A 17695-nucleotide genomic window follows, 5' to 3' on the forward strand; every position below is an offset into this window, starting at 1 on the left:
TTGAAAGGAATAATCAGTGAGTCGTCTTATCATCGTTTCCAACCGTGTTTCCGTGCCTGATCACAAGGGCGCTGCGGCTGCAGGCGGCCTTGCGGTAGCGCTGCAGGCAGCCCTTGCCGAGCGCGGCGGCATCTGGATGGGCTGGTCCGGTAAATCGAGCGGAGAGGCCGAACCGGAGCCTCTGGAGATGACGCAGGACGGCAATATCACCTATGCCCTGACCGATCTGACCCAGACCGATGTCGAGGAATATTACCAGGGCTTCGCCAACCGCGTGCTCTGGCCGATCTGCCATTACAGGCTTGATCTTGCCGAATATGCCCGCAAGGAAATGACCGGCTATTTCCGCGTCAACCGCTTCTTTGCCCACAGGCTGGCGCCATTGATCGAGCCCGATGACGTCATCTGGGTTCATGACTATCACCTCATCCCGCTGGCAGCCGAGCTCAGGCAGATGGGATTGAAGAACCGCATCGGTTTCTTCCTGCATATTCCCTGGCCGCCGGCCGACGTGGTGCAGGCCATGCCGGTGCATGAAGAGATCATGCGCGGCCTCACCTCCTACGACCTGCTCGGCTTCCAGACTGATCATGACCTCGAAAACTTCGCGGGCTGCCTGAAGCGCGAGGGCATGGGTATCGAGAAAAGCCCTGGCCATTTCAGCGCCCACGGCCACGACTTCCGTGGCGGCGCCTATTCCATCGGCATCGAAACGGCAGGCTTCGCCTCCTTCGCCCGCAGGGCCGCGTCGCACAGCATGGTGCAAAAGGCGCGAAAGAGCATCGAGGGCCGCGACCTGATCCTTGGCGTCGACAGGCTCGACTACTCCAAGGGCATCACGCAGCGCATCGATGCCTTCGAGCGGTTCATCACCAACAACCCCGCGCACCAACGCAACGTCACCTATCTGCAGATCACTCCGAAATCGCGCTCGGAAGTGCCGGAATACGAGGCGATGCAGCACGCCGTGGCCGAACAGGCCGGCCGGGTCAACGGCGCCATCGGCACGGTCGACTGGGTGCCGATCCGCTATATCAACCGCTCGATCAGCCGCCCGATCCTGGCCGGTCTCTACAGGCTCGCCAAGGTCGGACTGGTGACGCCGCTGCGTGATGGCATGAACCTTGTCGCCAAGGAATATGTCGCCGCACAGGACCCGGACAATCCCGGTGTGCTGGTGCTGTCGCAATTTGCCGGCGCGGCGCGCAAGCTGCACGGTGCCTTGCTGGTCAACCCCTATGACGTCGACGGCACCGCCAATGCCCTGGCGCGCGCCGTCAACATGCCGCTACAGGAGCGGCAGGAACGCTGGCGCGGCATGATGGATTATCTGCTGGAGCACGATGTCCTGCACTGGTGCGAGACTTTCCTGGCTGATCTCACGGCAGAGGAAGCGATGGCTGCTTAGCCGCAGCCGCTTCTGCCAGCAGCCACTCCGCCAGCCGCTCCGCATGCGGACTCGGCGCTGCCGGCGGCAGAAGCCAATAGCCGCGCTCCGGTGCTTCCAGCATCGGACCGGCCGTCACCAATGTGCGGGCTGCGAGTAACGAATCGACGAGGCCCATCCAGCCGATCGCCACACCCTGCTCACTGAGCGCTGCCTGCACGACCAATGAGTAGGTATTGAAGCGCAGGTCGCCACGGCCGGCAGCGTTGTCATGGGCAATGCCGAATGCTGCGAGATAGCTTTCCCAATCGAACCATGGCGATGGCATCTCTGAATCGAGATGTACGAGGGTGGCGCGCGCCAATTGCGAGGGATCGGTGAACGGGCCGTGACGCTCGGCAAAGCCACGGGTGCAGATCGGCACGACCTTTTCCGGCAATAGCAGCGACGCTCCCGGGCCGAATTCATTTCGCGATCCGAAGAAAACGGCGATGTCGCCATTATCAGGCGCACCGCGATCCAGCCGTTGCGTCGCGACGATCTGGATATCTACCTCCGGATGGAGCAGCCGGAAGGCATGCATGCGGGGGATCAGCCAGAGAGCGGAGAAGGCATAGTCCGTTCTCAGCCGGACGGACGGCCGCTCCGCCTCGGCACGAAAGCTGCGCACCAGCGTATCGACGCCGCCAACTGCTTTTTCAACCATCTCGAACAGGCGCCGCCCCTCAGGCGAAAGCTTGACGCCGCGATGCTGGCGGTGGAACAGGGAAACGCCCATCTGCTCTTCGATGCGGCGGATCTGATAGCTGACGGCGGGCTGCGTCAACCCAAGCGCCAAAGCTGCGGAAGAGAGGCTACCGGAGCGCCCGACCTCTACAAAAATACGCAGCCAGCCAAGATCCACCAAACGTTCAGCCATAAAATTTCCTTTTGGCATCTATTGAAAAATGCCTGCTTCACAGCGTGAACTCTAGTGATGTTCAATAAAATAATCCAATAACAAGAGGGAAACACCGTCATGCGCATGTCTGCAATGGGTCGGCTCGCCGCCGGCGCCCTTCTCTCCATCCTTTCCTTTGCCGGCATCGCCCGCGCCGACGGCGACAGCTGCCGCACGATCCATATGTCCGACCCGGGCTGGACAGACATTACCTCGACCAACGGCGTGACCGGCGTGCTGCTGACCGCTCTCGGCTACGAGCCCGATATCAAGACCCTTTCCGTGCCGATCGGCTATCAGGCGATGAAAACCCGCGAGATCGATGTCTTCCTCGGCAATTGGATGCCGGCGCAAAAGGCCTTCGTTGACGACCTCAACAAGGCGAAGGCTGTCGAGGTGCTGAACCGCAACCTCGAAGGCGCGAAATTCACCCTGGCAGTGCCGACCTATGTCGCCGACAAGGGCATCAAGGACTTCTCCGACCTGCAGAAGCATGCCGGGGATTTCGACCACAAGATCTACGGCATCGAGCCCGGCGCACCCGCCAATGCCAATATCCAGAAGATGATCGATGCCAACGACTTCGGCCTGAAAGGCTGGGAGCTGGTGGAATCGAGCGAGCAGGCCATGCTGTCACAGGTAGAGCGCGCCTCCAAGGACAAGCAGGCGATCGTGTTCCTCGCCTGGGCGCCACATCCGATGAACGAGCGGTTCAGGATCGCCTATCTCGCGGGCGGCGATGCCTATTTCGGTGCGAACTACGGTGGTGCCGAGGTCTATACGCTGGCGCGCACCGGTTGGGCGGCGCAATGCCCGAATGCCGCCAAGCTCTTCCACAATCTGACCTTCGATATCGGCATGGAGAATTCCCTGATGGGCTCGATCCTCGGCGGCGAGAGCGCCAAGGATGCGGCGACCACCTGGCTGAAGGCGCACCCGGATGCCTTGACGCCCTGGCTTACCGGCGTCACCACTATCGATGGCAAACCCGGTCTCGATGCCGTCAAAGCCGCCATCGGCCTCTGATCTTCAAGGAAATACCCGAATGTCGCGTCCGAATATTCTCATTCTCATGGTCGATCAGTTCAACGGGACGCTCTTTCCCGATGGGCCCGCCGAGTTTCTGCATGCGCCGGTCCTGAAAGCTTTGGCGAAACGCTCCGTGCGCTTTGCCAACAGCTACACGGCAAGCCCACTCTGCGCGCCGGCGCGAGCCTCCTTCATGTCGGGGCAGCTGCCGAGCCGCACCCGCGTCTACGACAATGCCGCCGAATTCTGCTCTGATATTCCGACCTTCGCCCATCATCTGCGCGCCGCCGGCTATCAGACGGCGTTGTCGGGCAAGATGCATTTCGTCGGCCCGGACCAGATGCACGGCTTTGAGGAGCGGCTGACGACCGATATCTATCCCGCCGACTTCGGCTGGACGCCCGACTACACCAAGCCCGGTGAGCGCATCGACTGGTGGTACCACAATCTCGGCTCGGTGACCGGTGCCGGCGTTGCCGAGATCACCAACCAGATGGAATATGACGACGAGGTCGCCTACCACGCGAACCGCAAGCTCTTCGATCTCTCGCGTGGGCACGACGGGCGGCCGTGGTGCCTGACGATCAGCTTCACCCATCCGCACGACCCCTATGTCGCGCGCCGCCGCTTCTGGGATCTCTATGAGGATTGCCCGGCGCTCGATCCGGAGGTCGGTGAGATCCCCTTCGACCAGCAGGATCAGCACTCCCAGCGACTGATGACGGCGTGCGATCATACCGCCTTCGACATCACGCCGGAGCAGATACGCCGGGCGCGGCGCGGCTATTTCGCCAATATCTCCTATGTCGACGAGAAGATCGGCGAGATCCTCGAAACGCTCGAGCGTGGCCGCATGGCCGACAACACCGTCATCCTCTTCGTTTCCGATCATGGCGACATGCTCGGCGAGCGCGGCCTCTGGTTCAAGATGAACTTCTTCGAGGGGTCTGCCCGCGTGCCGCTGATAATATCGGCCCCCGGCTGGCAGCCGAAGCGGATCGACCAGCCGGTGTCGACGCTCGACGTTACACCGACGCTGGCGGGCCTGGCCGGGCTCGATATCACCTCATTGCGCCGCTGGACCGACGGCGAGGATCTGGCTCCCCTCGCCCACGGAACGGGAAGCCGCAGCCCGGTGCCGATGGAATATGCCGCCGAAGGGTCCGAAGCCCCGCTCGTTGGTCTCCGTGACGGTCGCTATAAGCTGACGCTTTGCGACAGGGACCCGCCGATGCTCTTCGATCTCGACGCGGATCCGAAGGAGCTCAAAAATCTCGCCGGCGACCCCGCCTACGCCGAAACACTGAACCGGTTGAGCGCGCAGGCCATGGAGCGCTGGAACCTCGCAAGCTTCGACGCTGCCGTGCGCGAAAGCCAAGCGCGGCGCTGGGTCGTCTATGCGGCGCTGCGCAACGGCGCCTATTATCCCTGGGATTATCAGCCGCTGCAGAAGGCCTCGGAGCGATACATGCGCAACCACATGGATCTCAATGTGCTGGAGGAAAACCAGCGCTTTCCGCGCGGCGAATAGGGTTTCGGGGTAGCCCGCCGCCCGTCGAGACGATATTGTCGCGTCGCAAATAGGGAGAAACATCCATGAAAATCAGCGCAAGAAACCGCCTCAAGGGCAAGGTCGTCGAAGTTACCAAGGGTGCGACGACAGCGCATGTCCGCATCGACATCGGCAACGGCTCGATCGTTACGTCCTCGATCACCAACGAAGCGGTTGACGAGCTTGGCCTGACGGTCGGCGCTTCGGCCTATGCCGTCATCAAGGCATCCGACGTCATGGTTGCCGTCGACTGACAACCAAAGCAGGCATGATCTTATCCGAAAGCCGCTTCGCACTTTTCGGGATCATGCCTATGCCTTCTGGCAGTAATGCGCCGTCTCGCCGTCACCCGTCTGGAAATCGCCAGGCTGTGGCGGCGCGATCGGTTTGAACAGCGTCCTGTCCGGCTTCAAGTCGAGCAACGGCGTTCCATCCAGGCAATCGAGACCGCGCACCAGCAGGACGGCGCCTTCCACAGCCTCCAGCTTGACGATGGACGTGCCGATGGGGTTGGGCCGCACCGGCGACCGCAGCGAGAAGGTGCCGTGCACCTTGCCATTGCGCGCGGGGCTCTGCAGCACGAGATCCCGACGCGATCTATCCAGCCAATAAAGAATCTCCAGGCGCTCGAAAGCCTCCACTCCCGTCAGCGCCAGCACCCAGGGCTCGAAGATTTCGATCCGGCAGATCGGCCCGTCATGCCGCCCCTGGCGCGGCGTTTCCATACGGGATGTCCAGGGCGTGGAAATGCGACCGATGAAGGTGAGGCCGGCATCCGAGGCCGCAGGCGGCTCGACGACCACCTCGTTTTCGCGAATCTCGTTCTCACGCACCATGAACGTCTTCCTCTTTCGATGCCGGCTACTTCAAGCCCTTCAGCAGGGTTGCCACTTGATCGTCCGTCAGGTCGACCTGATAGAACAGCTTGTAGAAGGCCTTCACGTCATCGGTGAAATTACTCCTGAAGAGCTTCGGGTAGAGCAGCTTTTCCAGCCAGCGCACGCCGAGAAGCCGGTTGACGCCGGGCGGCGAATCGAACCAGCCGAAAGGTAGCGACGGCGGCACGAAGACCTTGCCGTCCTTGACGGCCTTGATAGCAGCCCATTGCGGATCGCTCTTCGCCAATGCGGCGAATTTTTCATCATCGGCGATGATGATATCCGGATTCCAGCCGGCAACCTGTTGCGGCGTCACCTTGGTCAATCCGCCTTTTCCGGCGGCGGCTGCGACGTTCATGGTGCCCACGACATCAAGAATTTCGAGGTTGATCGAGCCGGAAAGCCCGGTTTCCAAACCATCGGCGCCGCGACCATAATAGACGCGCGGCCGCGGATCATTGGGAAGCGTCGCCAGCTTGTCGTTCAGGTCCTTGACCGTCGAATCGGCGTAGTCGGCCAGCTTGTTGGCGCGATCGCCAACGCCGATGAGCGCCCCGACGTCACGCAGCGTATCGGCAGTGCGGGCAAAGCTGCCGTCGATCAGAACATAGGGAATGCCGGTCTCCACCTGCACCTTATCGGCCAGCGCCTTGTAGGTGGGGTCGACCGTGCCGGCATCGAGAATGATATCCGGCTTGGCATCCATCACGGCCTGCGCGCTGATCGTGCCGCCCTTGCCTGTCAGACGACCGACGGTGGGAAGCGCCTGGACCGAAGGCATGAGATAGGCTTTGGCGGCATCATCAGGCGCGTGCACCCAGCCGGCCAGCTTTTCCGGCGCCAGAACATAGACCAGCACGGCGGCCGGCGGTCCGGCAACGACGATGCGGTTGATCTTGTCCGGCACCGAGACCGTGCGTCCGGCCGCATCGGTGATAATCCGTGCCTGCGCGGAGACAGGAAGCAGCCCGACAAACGCCAGAGCAAGAACCGCAAGAAATTTCATCATAAAAGCCGCCCGCTATGATCGAATAGATCCCCGGGGCGGCACTATGGCATAGCGCTATATTGGATGGAACATCTCGAAGGCACTATTCCAGAATGAAACATGCGGTCGACAATCACGACGCCTTGATGGTGAGCTGACGTCCTGCTTCAAGCGGCGTGCAATCCGGCCGGTCTGCTTGTCTCACACCCAATCTCCGCCATGATGGAAAGGCTTTCATTACATCGCGTGTAATTGAGGAGATGTTTGTCTCGCGGTATCCAACGTCCGTCTTCTTGCAGGAAGAGCATTTCAAAGCCCTTCAACAGACGGAGCCTTGGCCCGGAACAATGTCGCGGCCGCGACCCCCGGTTCCAACGGCAGGCTCAGGAGAAACCCATGACGACGATGTCATTTACGAAAACAGACGCTCCCCAATGGCTGCTGACCTTCTGGCGGGAAATTGACGACAAGACCTTTGGCGACGGCTTCAATTGCTTCGCGGAAGACGCAACATGCAATCTCGGCATTGCCGACTGGAAAGGCCGCGAGACCATTCGCGAAAACCTGCGCGCCTTCATCGACACCGGATTCACCGCGTTGCATGATGTTACCGAATATTGGGATGGCGGATCGCTCAAAGTGTTCCGTGGAACAGTCACCATGACGCCCGACGATCGAACACAGGCGGTGGTCAAGCCGGTCATGACGCACTTTTTCTACATGGACGAGGTCGATCCCGCCAAAGTGCGTCATTGGTACGGATCAGTCGGACCCGTCGCGTTCTGACGGCAATCCATGCTGGCGGGGTGGTTGAACCCACCCCACCACGATGAGACGAACGAAGCGAGGCATCCGCATCATGGTTTCTTCCCGCACAGATCCAAGAATGCCAAACGAACTCGGCCCGCAGCTGCGTGCATGGCGGGGCACACGCGGCAAGAGCCAGCTCGATCTTTCCCTCGACACCGGCATTTCGCAGCGTCAGATCAGCTTCATCGAGAGCGGCAGGAGCACTCCCGGTCGCCAGAATGTTATGCGTCTCGCCGAAGCGTTGGATGTGCCGTTCCGGGAGCGCAACAGCCTGCTGCTTGCCGCCGGCTATGCACCGATCTATTCGGAGGCAAGCTTCGATGATCGCGAGATGCAAGGCGTGACGAACGCGCTCAAGCGCATGCTTCGCCAGCACGAGCCGTTCCCGGCCGTCGTGATGGACCGCTACTGGAATGTCTTGATGACCAATGATGCGACCCCGCGCTTCTTCGGTCATTTCATCGATATGGCCGCACGTCCGGCACCGCGCAATCTGCTGCATCTCATGTTCGATCCTTCGGGCATGCGGCCCTTCATTCCCGATTGGGATCTGACGGCAAAGAGCCTTCTCGGGCGCGTCCTTCGGGAGTCCGTCGGCCGCGCCATCGACGCACGGACCAAAGAACTGATCGATAGCTTGCTTGCCTACCCGGATGTGGATGCGGAATGGAAGACATCGGCAACGGCCGAAAACACACCCGTCATCCCGCTGTCGTTCGCAAAGGACGGGCAGCACTTGAGATTTTTCTCACTGGTGACGACGGTCGGTACCGCGCAGATGATAACGACCCAGGAATTGCGGATCGAATGCATGTTTCCACTGGATGAAACCACGGAGGTTCACTACGCCGAACTGATGAACACCGCTCAATAGAGAGGCAGCGACAGAGAATGGTCGCTGATATCACGCCGCCTTGACGGCATGATATTCCTTGATGGCGACCATCTTGATAGCCGGGTAACGTTCCGCCTCGTAGCGCAGCGAGAAGCCGTCCTGAGCGAGGAAAACCGGGTCGCCGTCGAGATCGCGGGCGATATCGCCACGACGCGCGGTGACGAATTTTTCGAGGTCGGCAGGCTGATCGGCGGACACCCAGCGGCAGACGGAGAAGCGCGACATTTCGAAGGAAACCGGCAGGCCGTATTCGGCCATCAGCCGCTCCTTCAAGACGTCGAGCTGCAGCGCGCCGACAACGCCGACGATGGCGGGGGAGCCGTCCTCGGGCGAGAACAGCTGCACGACACCCTCTTCGGCCATCTGCTGCAGCGCTTCCTTCAGCTTCTTCGCCTTCATGGCATCCTCAAGACGCACGCGGCGCAGGATTTCCGGCGAGAAGTTCGGCACGCCCTGGAAGACGAGCGATTCACCTTCCGTCAGCGTATCGCCGATGCGCAGCGTCCCGTGGTTCGGAATGCCGACGACATCGCCGGCATAGGCGGTGTCGGCAAGCTGGCGTTGCGAGGCGAAGAAGAACTGCGGTGCGGTGAGGCCCAGCTGCTTGCCGGTGCGCGACAGGCGCGCCTTCATGCCACGCTCCAATTTGCCGGAGCAGATACGGGCAAAGGCGATGCGGTCGCGATGGTTCGGGTCCATATTCGCCTGGATCTTGAAGACGAAGGCCGTCATCTTGTCGTCGGTGGCGTGAACGGTCCTGATATCGGCCACCTGATCGCGTGGCGGCGGCGCGAATTCGCCCAGCGCGTTGATGAGATCGCGAACGCCGAAATTGCGCAGGGCCGAGCCGAAAAAGACTGGCGTCATATGGCCTTCAAGGAACGACTCCTGGTCGAAAGGGCGGCAGGCTTCGATCGCCAGTTCCGTCTCATCGATGAAGGCTTGGCGTTCGTTTTCCGGCAGCCTGTCGGCCACGGCCTGTGGGCCGTTGACGGGAGTCGCGGCCACTTCGGTATCGGAGCCGCGAACAGTGTTGGATGCCAGGTGATAGGAACCGCAGAAGGTCTTCGAGCGGCCGATCGGCCAGGTGATCGGCGCAGTGTCGAGCGCCAGCTTCTCTTCGACCTCATCGAGAATCTCGAAAGGATCGCGGCTTTCGCGGTCCATCTTGTTGATGAAGGTGATGATCGGGATATCGCGCATGCGGCAGACTTCGAACAGCTTCAGCGTCCGCGGCTCGATACCCTTGGCGGCATCGATGACCATGACCGCGGCGTCGACGGCCGTCAGCGTGCGATAGGTGTCGTCGGCGAAGTCTTCGTGACCGGGCGTGTCGAGAATGTTGAAGACATTGCCTTCATATTCGAAGGTCATGACCGAGGTGACGACCGAGATGCCGCGCTCGCGCTCGATCTTCATCCAGTCGGACCGCGTCTGCATGCGATCCTTCTTGGCCTTGACTTCACCGGCGAGCTGGATGGCGCCGCCGAACAGCAGCAGCTTTTCGGTGAGCGTCGTCTTGCCCGCGTCCGGGTGAGCGATAATAGCGAATGTGCGGCGGCGGGAGACCGCCTCGGCGAGACTTTCGGCCATGCGTGTAAATCCTGTGAATTGCGGCCGTATCTAGCGACTCAAGGCCGGGATTGCAATTGACCTTGGGCATCCGAGCGCAAACTAATGCCGCATGACCATTCACACAGATATCAGCCCGACCCTGAACCTCATCCGCTTGCCGAACGGCGAAGGCCTGGAACTGCCCGCCTATGAGACCAAGGGCGCCGCCGGCATGGACCTGCGCGCCGGCGTCGAGGATGGGGCACCGCTGACGCTCGCGCCCGGCAAACGCGCCCTCGTTCCCACCGGCTTCATCTTCGAGATCCCAGAGGGGTATGAGGCGCAGATCCGGCCGCGCTCCGGCCTCGCGTTCAAAAACGGCATCACCTGCCTGAACTCACCCGGCACGGTCGATTGCGATTATCGCGGCGAAGTAAAGGTGCTGTTGATCAACCTCGGCGACGAGCCGTTCGAGATCACCCGCGGCATGCGCATCGCCCAGATGATCATCGCTCCGGTCACGCAGGTGCGGGTCGCCGAGATCACCGAAGTCAGCGAGACCGCGCGCGGCGCCGGCGGCTTCGGCTCCACCGGCGTGTGATGAGCGATCTTGCCCAACAGCATGGCCTGACGCTCCGCCAGGACTATTTCGCCGATCCTTCCGCCTGGAACGCTCTCGTCGATCTGCTGCAGGACACGTTTTCCATCGACATCAACCTGCAGGCTTCATTCGGCGGCCCCGATCCCAGCAGCATGCCATCAGGCTATTTCGACGCCGATGGCCGTTGTGTCGCCAATTTCAGCGCCTTCTCGATGCCGATGATCATCAATGGCCGGTCTGTGAAGGCGGCCGGATATCAGTCCGGAGCAGTTCGGCCCGAATGGCGCGGGCGCGGGCTTTATCGCGACCTCATGCAGCGCACCTTTGCACGAACGAAGGCTGCGGGCTACGAGCTCGATCTCCTGCTCACCGACAAGCCGGCGCTTTATGAGCGTTACGGTTTTCGAGCCCTGCCACAGCATGTCTTCATTGCGCAGACGCCGAAGCCCCAGCAATCCGGGCAGACTGCCCGGCAGCTCTACCTGGAAGCGCGTGATGATGTGCGTCTGATCAAGACGCTCCTGCAAAGCCGGCAGCCGGTCTCCGCTCGCTTTGCCGTCGCCAGGCAGACGGAGATGTTTCTGCTGAATGCCGGCTTCAATACTGCAATCCGCCTGACGGCACTCGGCGATGACACGGTGATTGCATGGACCTTTGATGGCGCGACTTTCTGGCTTCTCGACGTCGTGGGAACGACCATGCCATCCCTCGCCGCAATCCTGTCCGCGCTTGACCTCGAACCCGATCGTATCGAGATCTGCTTCTCTCCGGATCGTCTGGATTGCGAGGTATCGCTGGAGCCCTATGAGGGCTACACGATGCTGCTGGCGCGCGGCACGGCTGCAGACGATATTGCCGGGCCGATCTTGCTGTCACCCATGGCCGAGTTCTAGAGCATTTCCGTTTTAATCGAAGTGACGGAAATGCTCTATCTCTTTGTTTTCACGCAATTCCGGACGCAAAACCGCTCCGCACTTTTGCTGGAATTGCTCTAGCGCGAAAGCGGTGGCAGCCGGCGCTTGACCGGTGTCGCCTTGATCATCGACGTATTCGTTTCGGCTCGCTCGGTGATCTTGTCCAATATGCCATCAAGCTCACCCATCGAACGCACCACCAGACGACCGATGAAACAATCATCGCCGGTGACCTTGTCGCATTCGATGAATTCCGGTGTTTCCTGAATGATGCGCTCGACGACGTGCAACTGGCCGGGCAAAGGCCGGATGCGAACGATCGCCTGCAGGGGATAGCCGATGGCCTCCGGTGCGATATCCACGGTGAAGGCCGAGATGACGCCGCGCTCCTCCAGTCGACGCAGTCGTTCTGCGGCGCTGGGTGACGACAGGCCGGCCGCCTCCGCCAGCTCCTTCAGCGATATCCGGGCATTGCGCGCCAGCGCTTCGAGCATCCGCTGGTCCGTCTCATCCAAGCCAATCGCCGCATTAGGCACGCCCATTCCATCACCTCATTTAATTAGGAGGAAACTCTACATCGCCTTATTAAACCTATATCACTGATAATCTCGCCGCAATATCATCTGGTGCCACATACGGGAGCACGGGCAATGAGCGAGATACGACGCGGTACGATGGAAATGACGGCGGCGATGCTGATTTCGGGGACGATCGGCTGGTTCGTTCTGATGTCGGGGCAGCCGGTGACCGGCGTAGTGTTCTGGCGCTGCCTCTTCGGCGCGATGACGCTTCTTGGCGTCTGCGCCGTCATGGGCCTGCTGCGCCCCGGCATACTGACCGTGAAGACATTCTCCATCGCCGTTGCCGGCGGGGTTGCCATCGTCCTCAACTGGCTGCTGCTTTTCGCTGCTTACTCGCATGCCTCGATCTCGATCGCCACGACCGTCTACAACACACAGCCCTTCATGCTGCTCGGGCTCGGCGCGCTGTTCCTGGGTGAAAAGATCACGCTTACCAAGCTCTTCTGGCTCGGCCTCGCCTTTGCCGGCATGGTCGTCATCGTCGAGGGCAAGCCGACGGAAACGGGCGGGGCGGCAAGCTATGCGATCGGCATTTTGCTTTCGCTCAGCGCTGCCTTCTTCTACGCACTGGCCGCCATCGCCGCGAAGTGGCTGAAGGGCACGCCGCCGCATCTCATCGCGCTCATCCAGGTCTCGACCGGCGTCCTGATGCTCATCCCGTTTACCGATTTCTCCGCCGCTCCGCATGATGCCGGCGGCTGGTCCATTCTCATTACCATGGGCATCGTCCATACCGGCCTGATGTATGTGCTGCTCTATGGAGCGATCCAGAGGCTGCCGACGCATCTCACGGGCGCGCTCTCCTTCATCTATCCGATCGCCGCCATCGTCGTCGATCGCTTTGCCTTCGGCCATGTGCTCGGCGTCGCGCAAATCATCGGTGCCATCGTCATTCTGGGGGCGGCAGCGGGCATGAATCTCGGCTGGACGATCCCCCTGCCCCGTCCTAAAAGCAGTGATCTTTCAAAGGGAACAGCCGAATGATCACCTGCTATCTGCGCTACGTCATCGATCCCTATAAGCTTGCCCAGTTCGAGCATTACGCAAAGCTCTGGATCCCGCTGGTCAACCGGCTTGGCGGCACGCATCACGGCTATTTCATGCCGCATGAAGGCGCCAGCAACATCGCGCTCGCGCTATTCAGCTTTCCGAGCCTCGCCGCCTATGAGGAGTATCGGCTGAAAATACCCGAGGACGCGGAATGCCAAGCCGCCCTTGCCTATGGCGAGGAAACGCGCTGCATCGTCAGCTATGAGCGCAGCTTCATGCGGCCGGTCTTCTGAGATTATTTGGCGGGTTGCGGGCAGGTTTCCGGCTGGCCGTCGAGACCTTCCGCCAGCTTCTCGAAACGCGCACTCGGCTTGGCCGCATCTGCGCCGAGATGCAGGACATAGAGGCTGTCGAAATCCTTGCCGTGCCACTTCGGCACCGCCTTGGCGTCGCCGCCATTCTCGCTCATCAATTGCCGGACGAGATCGACGATCTGCTTGTGCTCCCACGCAACGAAGATCAGCTTGCCGGCATAGTCGTGCTTTTCCAGCGCGGCCTTCAGGCCATCGATATCCTCATAGCCGAAGCTGGTATCGACAGGCAGGTCCAGCGCGATGGCCGTCGGCTCGATGGTGGCGAGTGGCCGGATGTAATCGTAGGAAACGCCGGAATCTTCTTTCCGCTTGGAAGGGTCCGGGGCAAAGATCGCCGAGGGCTTGCCAAAGAGCTTTGTCAGCACCGGCGGCAGGGCCAGCGACCGGTTGAGGCCCTGGCAACTCAGCTGACCGAGGCCTGCTTCCGGCTTTTCACCATGGCGCATGAAGACGATTGTTTGCGTGCCAGTCTCCGCCGCCGAAGCGAGTGGCGCGACGCTTGCGAACGAGGCGAGTGCCAAAAGGCCGGCGGTGACGGTTTGCACCACGTTTCGCATCAGCGTTGCGCCTCAAACGCCATGCGGACGGCAAGCCCTGCCAACACGGTACCCATCAGCCATCGCTGCACCAGCGCGAAGGATGGGCGCCGGGTGAGAAACATCGCGATCCAGCCGGCACTTAGCGCGAACATGGCATTGAACGTCACGCTGATGATGATCTGCGCGAAGCCGAGAAAGAGCGATTGCGTAAAGACGCTGCCGGCGGCGGGATCGATGAACTGCGGCAGCAGCGAAAGATAAAGCACTGCGACCTTCGGGTTCAGCAGGCTGGTCACCAGCCCCATGGAGAAAAGCCGGCGCGTGCTGTCTTTCGGCAGCTCGCGCACCTGAAAGGCGGAGCGGCCGCCGGGCTTCAGCGCATTCCAGGCAAGCCAGCCGAGATAGGCCGCACCCGCCAGTCGCAGCGCATCATAAGCGAAGGGCACGGCAAGGACGAAGGCGGTGATGCCGAGCGCGGCTGACAGCATGTAGAAGATAAAGCCGCAAGCGACGCCGCCGAGCGAGATCAACCCGGCCGCCGGCCCCTGCGAGATCGATCGCGATACCAGATAGATCATGTTCGGCCCGGGCGTCAGCACCATGCCGAGCGCAATCAAGGCAAAGGCGATCATGCTGGTCACGTGCGGCATCGGGGAACTCCGGGCGGGAAGGCGTCAGAAAAGAATTTCGGTGGATGCGATCAGCCTGATTTCATGCTGCCCGGCGTCGAAACCGTCAAGCAGCATATTGTGATGGGAGACAATCTCTTCGAAAGCCAACTTGCCCATATCCGCCGTGGTGTGCCCATCCGAGATCAGCGAGACGTCGAAACCGAGCGAAACGGCGCGGCGTGCCGTCGTATCGACGCAGAATTGCGTCATGCAGCCGCCGATGAAAAGACGGGTTATGCCGCGGGTACGCAGCTTCGCCTCAAGATCGGTTTCGAAGAAAGAATCGCAGCTCGTCTTGTGCACCACGACATCACCGGCCTCGGGCGCGATTTCCCGGCGCAGCTGCCAGCCTTCGCTGCGTTTCACCAGCCGATGGCCCGGATTACCGTCGTGCTGGACGATGAAGGCCGGAATGCCGGCAGCGCGTGCCCTGTGTTTCAAGCCCGCCAGCTTGGCGACAACCGCTTCCAGCGCGGCATCGATGGCCGGCTGCCGACCCGGAGCGCCAAGGCCGGTCAGGATGGAATTTTGAAGATCGATCAGTAGCAATGCAGAAGACATGATATCCTTAGGCAAAGCAGTTTCGACGCGCCGTTAACCCCTTGGTAATCTGTTCGCAGCGCCAGCGCAATCGCTTGAAAACGCAAAGGTGGTGCGTTAGAGCAAACACCATCTGAGGAGGAAATTGCCATGACGCTTGCATCCCTGCTCGCCTATTGCGGCGCTCTCTTCATTGCTGCGGCAATTCCCGGCCCTGGCATTACGGCGATCGTGGCGCGTGCGCTTGGCTCCGGCTTTCGCGAGACCTTTTTCATGGGCCTCGGCCTGGTGCTCGGTGACACGATCTACCTGACGGCCGTCATCCTCGGCCTTGCCTTTGTGGCGCAGACCTTCACCGAGGTGTTCATCGTCATCAAGATCGCCGGTGCGCTCTATCTCGGCTATATCGCCTGGAAACTATGGACGGCCGGTTTGCTGGCTGCGGATATCGCGGCAAAGAAATCCAATAGCGCCGGCATGTCTTTTCTCTCGGGCCTGCTGGTGACGCTCGGCAATCCGAAGACCATGCTCTTCTACGTCGCGCTGGTGCCGACGCTGATCGATATCGGCAGCATCGGCCTGCGCGAATATGCGATGTTGCTGGCGGCAACTTTCGTCGTGCTGCTGGTCGTTCTCGTCCCCTATATGCTGCTTGCCTCGCGAGCCCGCACCTTCCTGAAGAAACCGCGAGCCCTGCAGATCTTGAACCGGGTCGCCGCCAGCATCCTCGCGGGCACGGCAGCCTTCATCGCCGCCCGCGCAGCCTGAAAAAATCTTCTCTGAAGAAGCTGGTTGAGAGATTCTTTTCTCACGCGCAGCAAGCGGTGAGGACGCACGCACTCTGGTTTCCGCAAGCATTTGATCCTATTGTCACTCCATAATTCCAATGTAGGGAGAGAACCCATGTCCGACACCCGCAAACCAGGCCGCGGCCGCGTCTATGCCTCGATCACCGAGACCATCGGCGACACGCCGCTCGTGCGTCTCGACAAGCTGGCAAAGGAAAAGGGCGTCAAGGCCAACCTCCTGGCAAAGCTCGAATTCTTCAATCCGATTGCCTCCGTGAAGGACCGTATCGGCGTTGCCATGATCGAGAGCCTGGAAGCTCAGGGCAAGATCGCTCCGGGCAGAACGGTGCTGATCGAGCCGACCTCCGGCAATACCGGCATCGCGCTTGCCTTTGCCGCCGCCGCCAAGGGTTACAAGCTGATCCTCACCATGCCGGAGACCATGTCGATCGAGCGCCGCAAGATGCTGGCGCTGCTCGGCGCCGAACTGGTGCTGACCGAAGGGCCGAAGGGCATGAAGGGCGCGATCGCCAAGGCCGAGGAACTGGCCTCGACGCTGCCGGATGCCATCATCCCGCAGCAGTTCGAGAACCCGGCCAACCCGGAAATCCATCGCAAGACGACGGCTGAGGAAATCTGGAACGACACCGAGGGCAAGGTCGATATCTTCGTCTCCGGCATCGGAACGGGAGGCACGATCACCGGCGTCGGCCAGGTGCTGAAGGCCCGCAAGCCCGACGTGAAGGTCATCGCCGTCGAGCCGACGGATTCCCCGGTTCTTTCCGGCGGCAATCCCGGCCCGCACAAGATCCAGGGCATCGGCGCCGGCTTCGCGCCGAAGATCCTCGACACCCATGTCTATGACGAGGTGATCACCGTCTCCAATGACGAGGCTTTCCAGCAGGCCCGGCTCGTGGCGAAGCTCGAAGGCGTGCCCGTCGGCATCTCTTCCGGTGCGGCGCTGACGGCAGCCATCAAGGTGGGCCAGCGCCCGGAAAACGAAGGCAAGACCATTGTCGTCATCATCCCCTCCTTCGCCGAACGCTACCTGTCGACGGCGCTGTTCGAAGGTCTGGGCGGCTGAAACAGCCAACCATAATTTTGATTGAGAAAGGGGTGCTGCGGCACCCCTGTTTCATTCGGGTAAAGCGATAGCCTCATGGTAGCGCACGCCGTGGCTGGCACTGAAGCCTTTCAGGTCGAACCTGCTCCAGACGGTGCCCCATGGAAACACAAGCCCGCCATCCGTCAACTCGGTCTGGAACATGGCAACCAAAACCTTGCGCACGAATTTGATCTCCTGGTTGATTGCCTGCTGGGTCGGCCAGCCCTCTTCCAGCGTCGCGCCCGGCAAGGAAACGCCCCAATGGGCACTCATCAGCCTGCCATCATGAAAGCATAACGCGATGTCGGCCGGTTGTTGTCCGAAGGACAGGCCATGCAGCTGCAGCCATTCGTAACCATTCTGTAGATCGCGCGATCCACCGACCCACTGAGAGGCGAGCGCTAGTACGCTCGATTTATCCTGGGATGCCGTGAATCGAACAGCGTCACCGATGCAAATGGCCCCGGTTCCTGGATCAATGGACAGTTCTGCATTCATGCGGAGACGACATCTTCCAATTCGATCAGCGATGCAGACGGTCCTATCGCATTCGGTGGCG

The 17695-nt window shown here is 61.0% G+C and carries 21 protein-coding genes; 12 read left to right on the plus strand and 9 right to left on the minus strand.

Annotation, left to right across the window (positions count from 1 at the left end):
- The first annotated feature begins 16 nt into the window (after nt 1-16).
- Complete coding sequence (otsA, locus tag BSK43_RS07545) at nt 17-1408, plus strand: alpha,alpha-trehalose-phosphate synthase (UDP-forming) (RefSeq protein WP_077468505.1); 1392 nt, start codon at nt 17-19, stop codon at nt 1406-1408.
- On the opposite strand, the gene BSK43_RS07550 is transcribed toward otsA, so the two are convergent.
- Nucleotides 1380-2306, minus strand: coding sequence for a LysR family transcriptional regulator (locus tag BSK43_RS07550; RefSeq protein WP_077468504.1), 927 nt, complete (start codon nt 2304-2306; stop codon nt 1380-1382). The genes otsA and BSK43_RS07550 overlap by 29 nt on opposite strands.
- Before the next feature lie 114 nt (nt 2307-2420).
- Between BSK43_RS07550 and BSK43_RS07555 the strand changes: the two genes are divergently transcribed.
- The 3 genes from BSK43_RS07555 (at nt 2421) to BSK43_RS07565 (ending at nt 5162) form a co-directional block, all read left to right on the plus strand.
- Nucleotides 2421-3353 (plus strand): choline ABC transporter substrate-binding protein, encoded by a 933-nt coding sequence (locus BSK43_RS07555; protein ID WP_136686806.1) that lies wholly within the window; start codon nt 2421-2423, stop codon nt 3351-3353.
- A 19-nt stretch (nt 3354-3372) separates the two neighbouring features.
- On the plus strand, nt 3373-4887 hold the full coding sequence (gene betC, locus BSK43_RS07560; protein ID WP_077468503.1) for a choline-sulfatase: 1515 nt from the start codon (nt 3373-3375) through the stop codon (nt 4885-4887).
- Nucleotides 4888-4952: 65 nt separating this feature from the next.
- The gene (locus tag BSK43_RS07565) at nt 4953-5162 is read left to right on the plus strand and encodes a molybdopterin-binding protein (protein WP_068397781.1); all 210 of its coding nucleotides are present in this window, start codon (nt 4953-4955) and stop codon (nt 5160-5162) included.
- 57 nt (nt 5163-5219) lie between these two features.
- Here the strand turns inward: BSK43_RS07565 and tsaA are convergent, their stop codons facing one another.
- Nucleotides 5220-5744 (minus strand): tRNA (N6-threonylcarbamoyladenosine(37)-N6)-methyltransferase TrmO, encoded by a 525-nt coding sequence (gene tsaA, locus BSK43_RS07570; RefSeq protein ID WP_077468502.1) that lies wholly within the window; start codon nt 5742-5744, stop codon nt 5220-5222.
- Between the two features lie 25 nt (nt 5745-5769).
- Complete coding sequence (locus tag BSK43_RS07575) at nt 5770-6795, minus strand: iron ABC transporter substrate-binding protein (RefSeq protein WP_077468501.1); 1026 nt, start codon at nt 6793-6795, stop codon at nt 5770-5772.
- Nucleotides 6796-7170: 375 nt separating this feature from the next.
- Between BSK43_RS07575 and BSK43_RS07580 the strand changes: the two genes are divergently transcribed.
- Nucleotides 7171-7560: a nuclear transport factor 2 family protein gene (locus BSK43_RS07580; RefSeq protein ID WP_077468500.1), complete on the plus strand. Its 390-nt coding sequence runs from the start codon at nt 7171-7173 to the stop codon at nt 7558-7560.
- A 100-nt stretch (nt 7561-7660) separates the two neighbouring features.
- Nucleotides 7661-8458 (plus strand): helix-turn-helix transcriptional regulator, encoded by a 798-nt coding sequence (locus BSK43_RS07585; RefSeq protein WP_246662513.1) that lies wholly within the window; start codon nt 7661-7663, stop codon nt 8456-8458.
- Between the two features lie 30 nt (nt 8459-8488).
- On the opposite strand, the gene BSK43_RS07590 is transcribed toward BSK43_RS07585, so the two are convergent.
- A complete protein-coding gene (locus BSK43_RS07590; RefSeq protein ID WP_068397792.1) occupies nt 8489-10072 on the minus strand; it encodes a peptide chain release factor 3 in 1584 nt (527 codons plus the stop codon).
- Between the two features lie 91 nt (nt 10073-10163).
- Here BSK43_RS07590 and dut point away from each other — a divergent pair, with 91 nt between their 5' ends.
- Together dut and BSK43_RS07600 are read left to right on the plus strand one after the other, a co-directional pair.
- Nucleotides 10164-10634 carry a dUTP diphosphatase gene (gene dut / locus BSK43_RS07595; protein WP_077468498.1) on the plus strand — a complete coding sequence of 157 codons (471 nt, stop codon included), beginning with the start codon at nt 10164-10166 and terminating at the stop codon, nt 10632-10634.
- A complete protein-coding gene (locus tag BSK43_RS07600; protein WP_077468497.1) occupies nt 10634-11527 on the plus strand; it encodes a GNAT family N-acetyltransferase in 894 nt (297 codons plus the stop codon). Before dut ends, BSK43_RS07600 begins: the two co-directional genes overlap by 1 nt.
- A 98-nt stretch (nt 11528-11625) precedes the next feature.
- Here the strand turns inward: BSK43_RS07600 and BSK43_RS07605 are convergent, their stop codons facing one another.
- Complete coding sequence (locus tag BSK43_RS07605) at nt 11626-12090, minus strand: Lrp/AsnC family transcriptional regulator (RefSeq protein WP_077468496.1); 465 nt, start codon at nt 12088-12090, stop codon at nt 11626-11628.
- Nucleotides 12091-12198: 108 nt separating this feature from the next.
- Between BSK43_RS07605 and BSK43_RS07610 the strand changes: the two genes are divergently transcribed.
- Both BSK43_RS07610 and BSK43_RS07615 read left to right on the plus strand, forming a co-directional pair.
- Nucleotides 12199-13113: a DMT family transporter gene (locus BSK43_RS07610; protein ID WP_077468495.1), complete on the plus strand. Its 915-nt coding sequence runs from the start codon at nt 12199-12201 to the stop codon at nt 13111-13113.
- On the plus strand, nt 13110-13412 hold the full coding sequence (locus BSK43_RS07615; protein ID WP_077468494.1) for an NIPSNAP family protein: 303 nt from the start codon (nt 13110-13112) through the stop codon (nt 13410-13412). Before BSK43_RS07610 ends, BSK43_RS07615 begins: the two co-directional genes overlap by 4 nt.
- A 2-nt stretch (nt 13413-13414) precedes the next feature.
- Here BSK43_RS07615 and BSK43_RS07620 read toward each other — a convergent pair whose 3' ends face one another.
- The 3 genes from BSK43_RS07620 to BSK43_RS07630 are packed head-to-tail and all read right to left on the minus strand — an operon-like array spanning nt 13415 to nt 15264.
- The gene (locus BSK43_RS07620; RefSeq protein ID WP_077468493.1) at nt 13415-14050 is read right to left on the minus strand and encodes a hypothetical protein; all 636 of its coding nucleotides are present in this window, start codon (nt 14048-14050) and stop codon (nt 13415-13417) included.
- On the minus strand, nt 14050-14682 hold the full coding sequence (locus tag BSK43_RS07625) for a LysE family translocator (protein WP_077468492.1): 633 nt from the start codon (nt 14680-14682) through the stop codon (nt 14050-14052). Before BSK43_RS07625 ends, BSK43_RS07620 begins: the two co-directional genes overlap by 1 nt.
- Nucleotides 14683-14706: 24 nt before the next feature.
- Entirely contained in the window at nt 14707-15264 is a 558-nt protein-coding gene (locus BSK43_RS07630; RefSeq protein ID WP_077468491.1) for a cysteine hydrolase family protein, read from the minus strand.
- A 129-nt stretch (nt 15265-15393) separates the two neighbouring features.
- Between BSK43_RS07630 and BSK43_RS07635 the strand changes: the two genes are divergently transcribed.
- Entirely contained in the window at nt 15394-16011 is a 618-nt protein-coding gene (locus tag BSK43_RS07635; RefSeq protein ID WP_077468490.1) for a LysE family translocator, read from the plus strand.
- A 135-nt stretch (nt 16012-16146) separates the two neighbouring features.
- Nucleotides 16147-17115 (plus strand): cysteine synthase A, encoded by a 969-nt coding sequence (cysK, locus tag BSK43_RS07640; RefSeq protein WP_068397818.1) that lies wholly within the window; start codon nt 16147-16149, stop codon nt 17113-17115.
- A gap of 51 nt (nt 17116-17166) precedes the next feature.
- Here cysK and BSK43_RS07645 read toward each other — a convergent pair whose 3' ends face one another.
- Nucleotides 17167-17634: a hypothetical protein gene (locus tag BSK43_RS07645; protein WP_077468489.1), complete on the minus strand. Its 468-nt coding sequence runs from the start codon at nt 17632-17634 to the stop codon at nt 17167-17169.
- Nucleotides 17635-17695 lie beyond the last annotated feature (61 nt).

Source organism: Rhizobium sp. P44RR-XXIV, assembly GCF_001999485.2.
Taxonomy (GTDB): Bacteria; Pseudomonadota; Alphaproteobacteria; order Rhizobiales; family Rhizobiaceae; genus Rhizobium.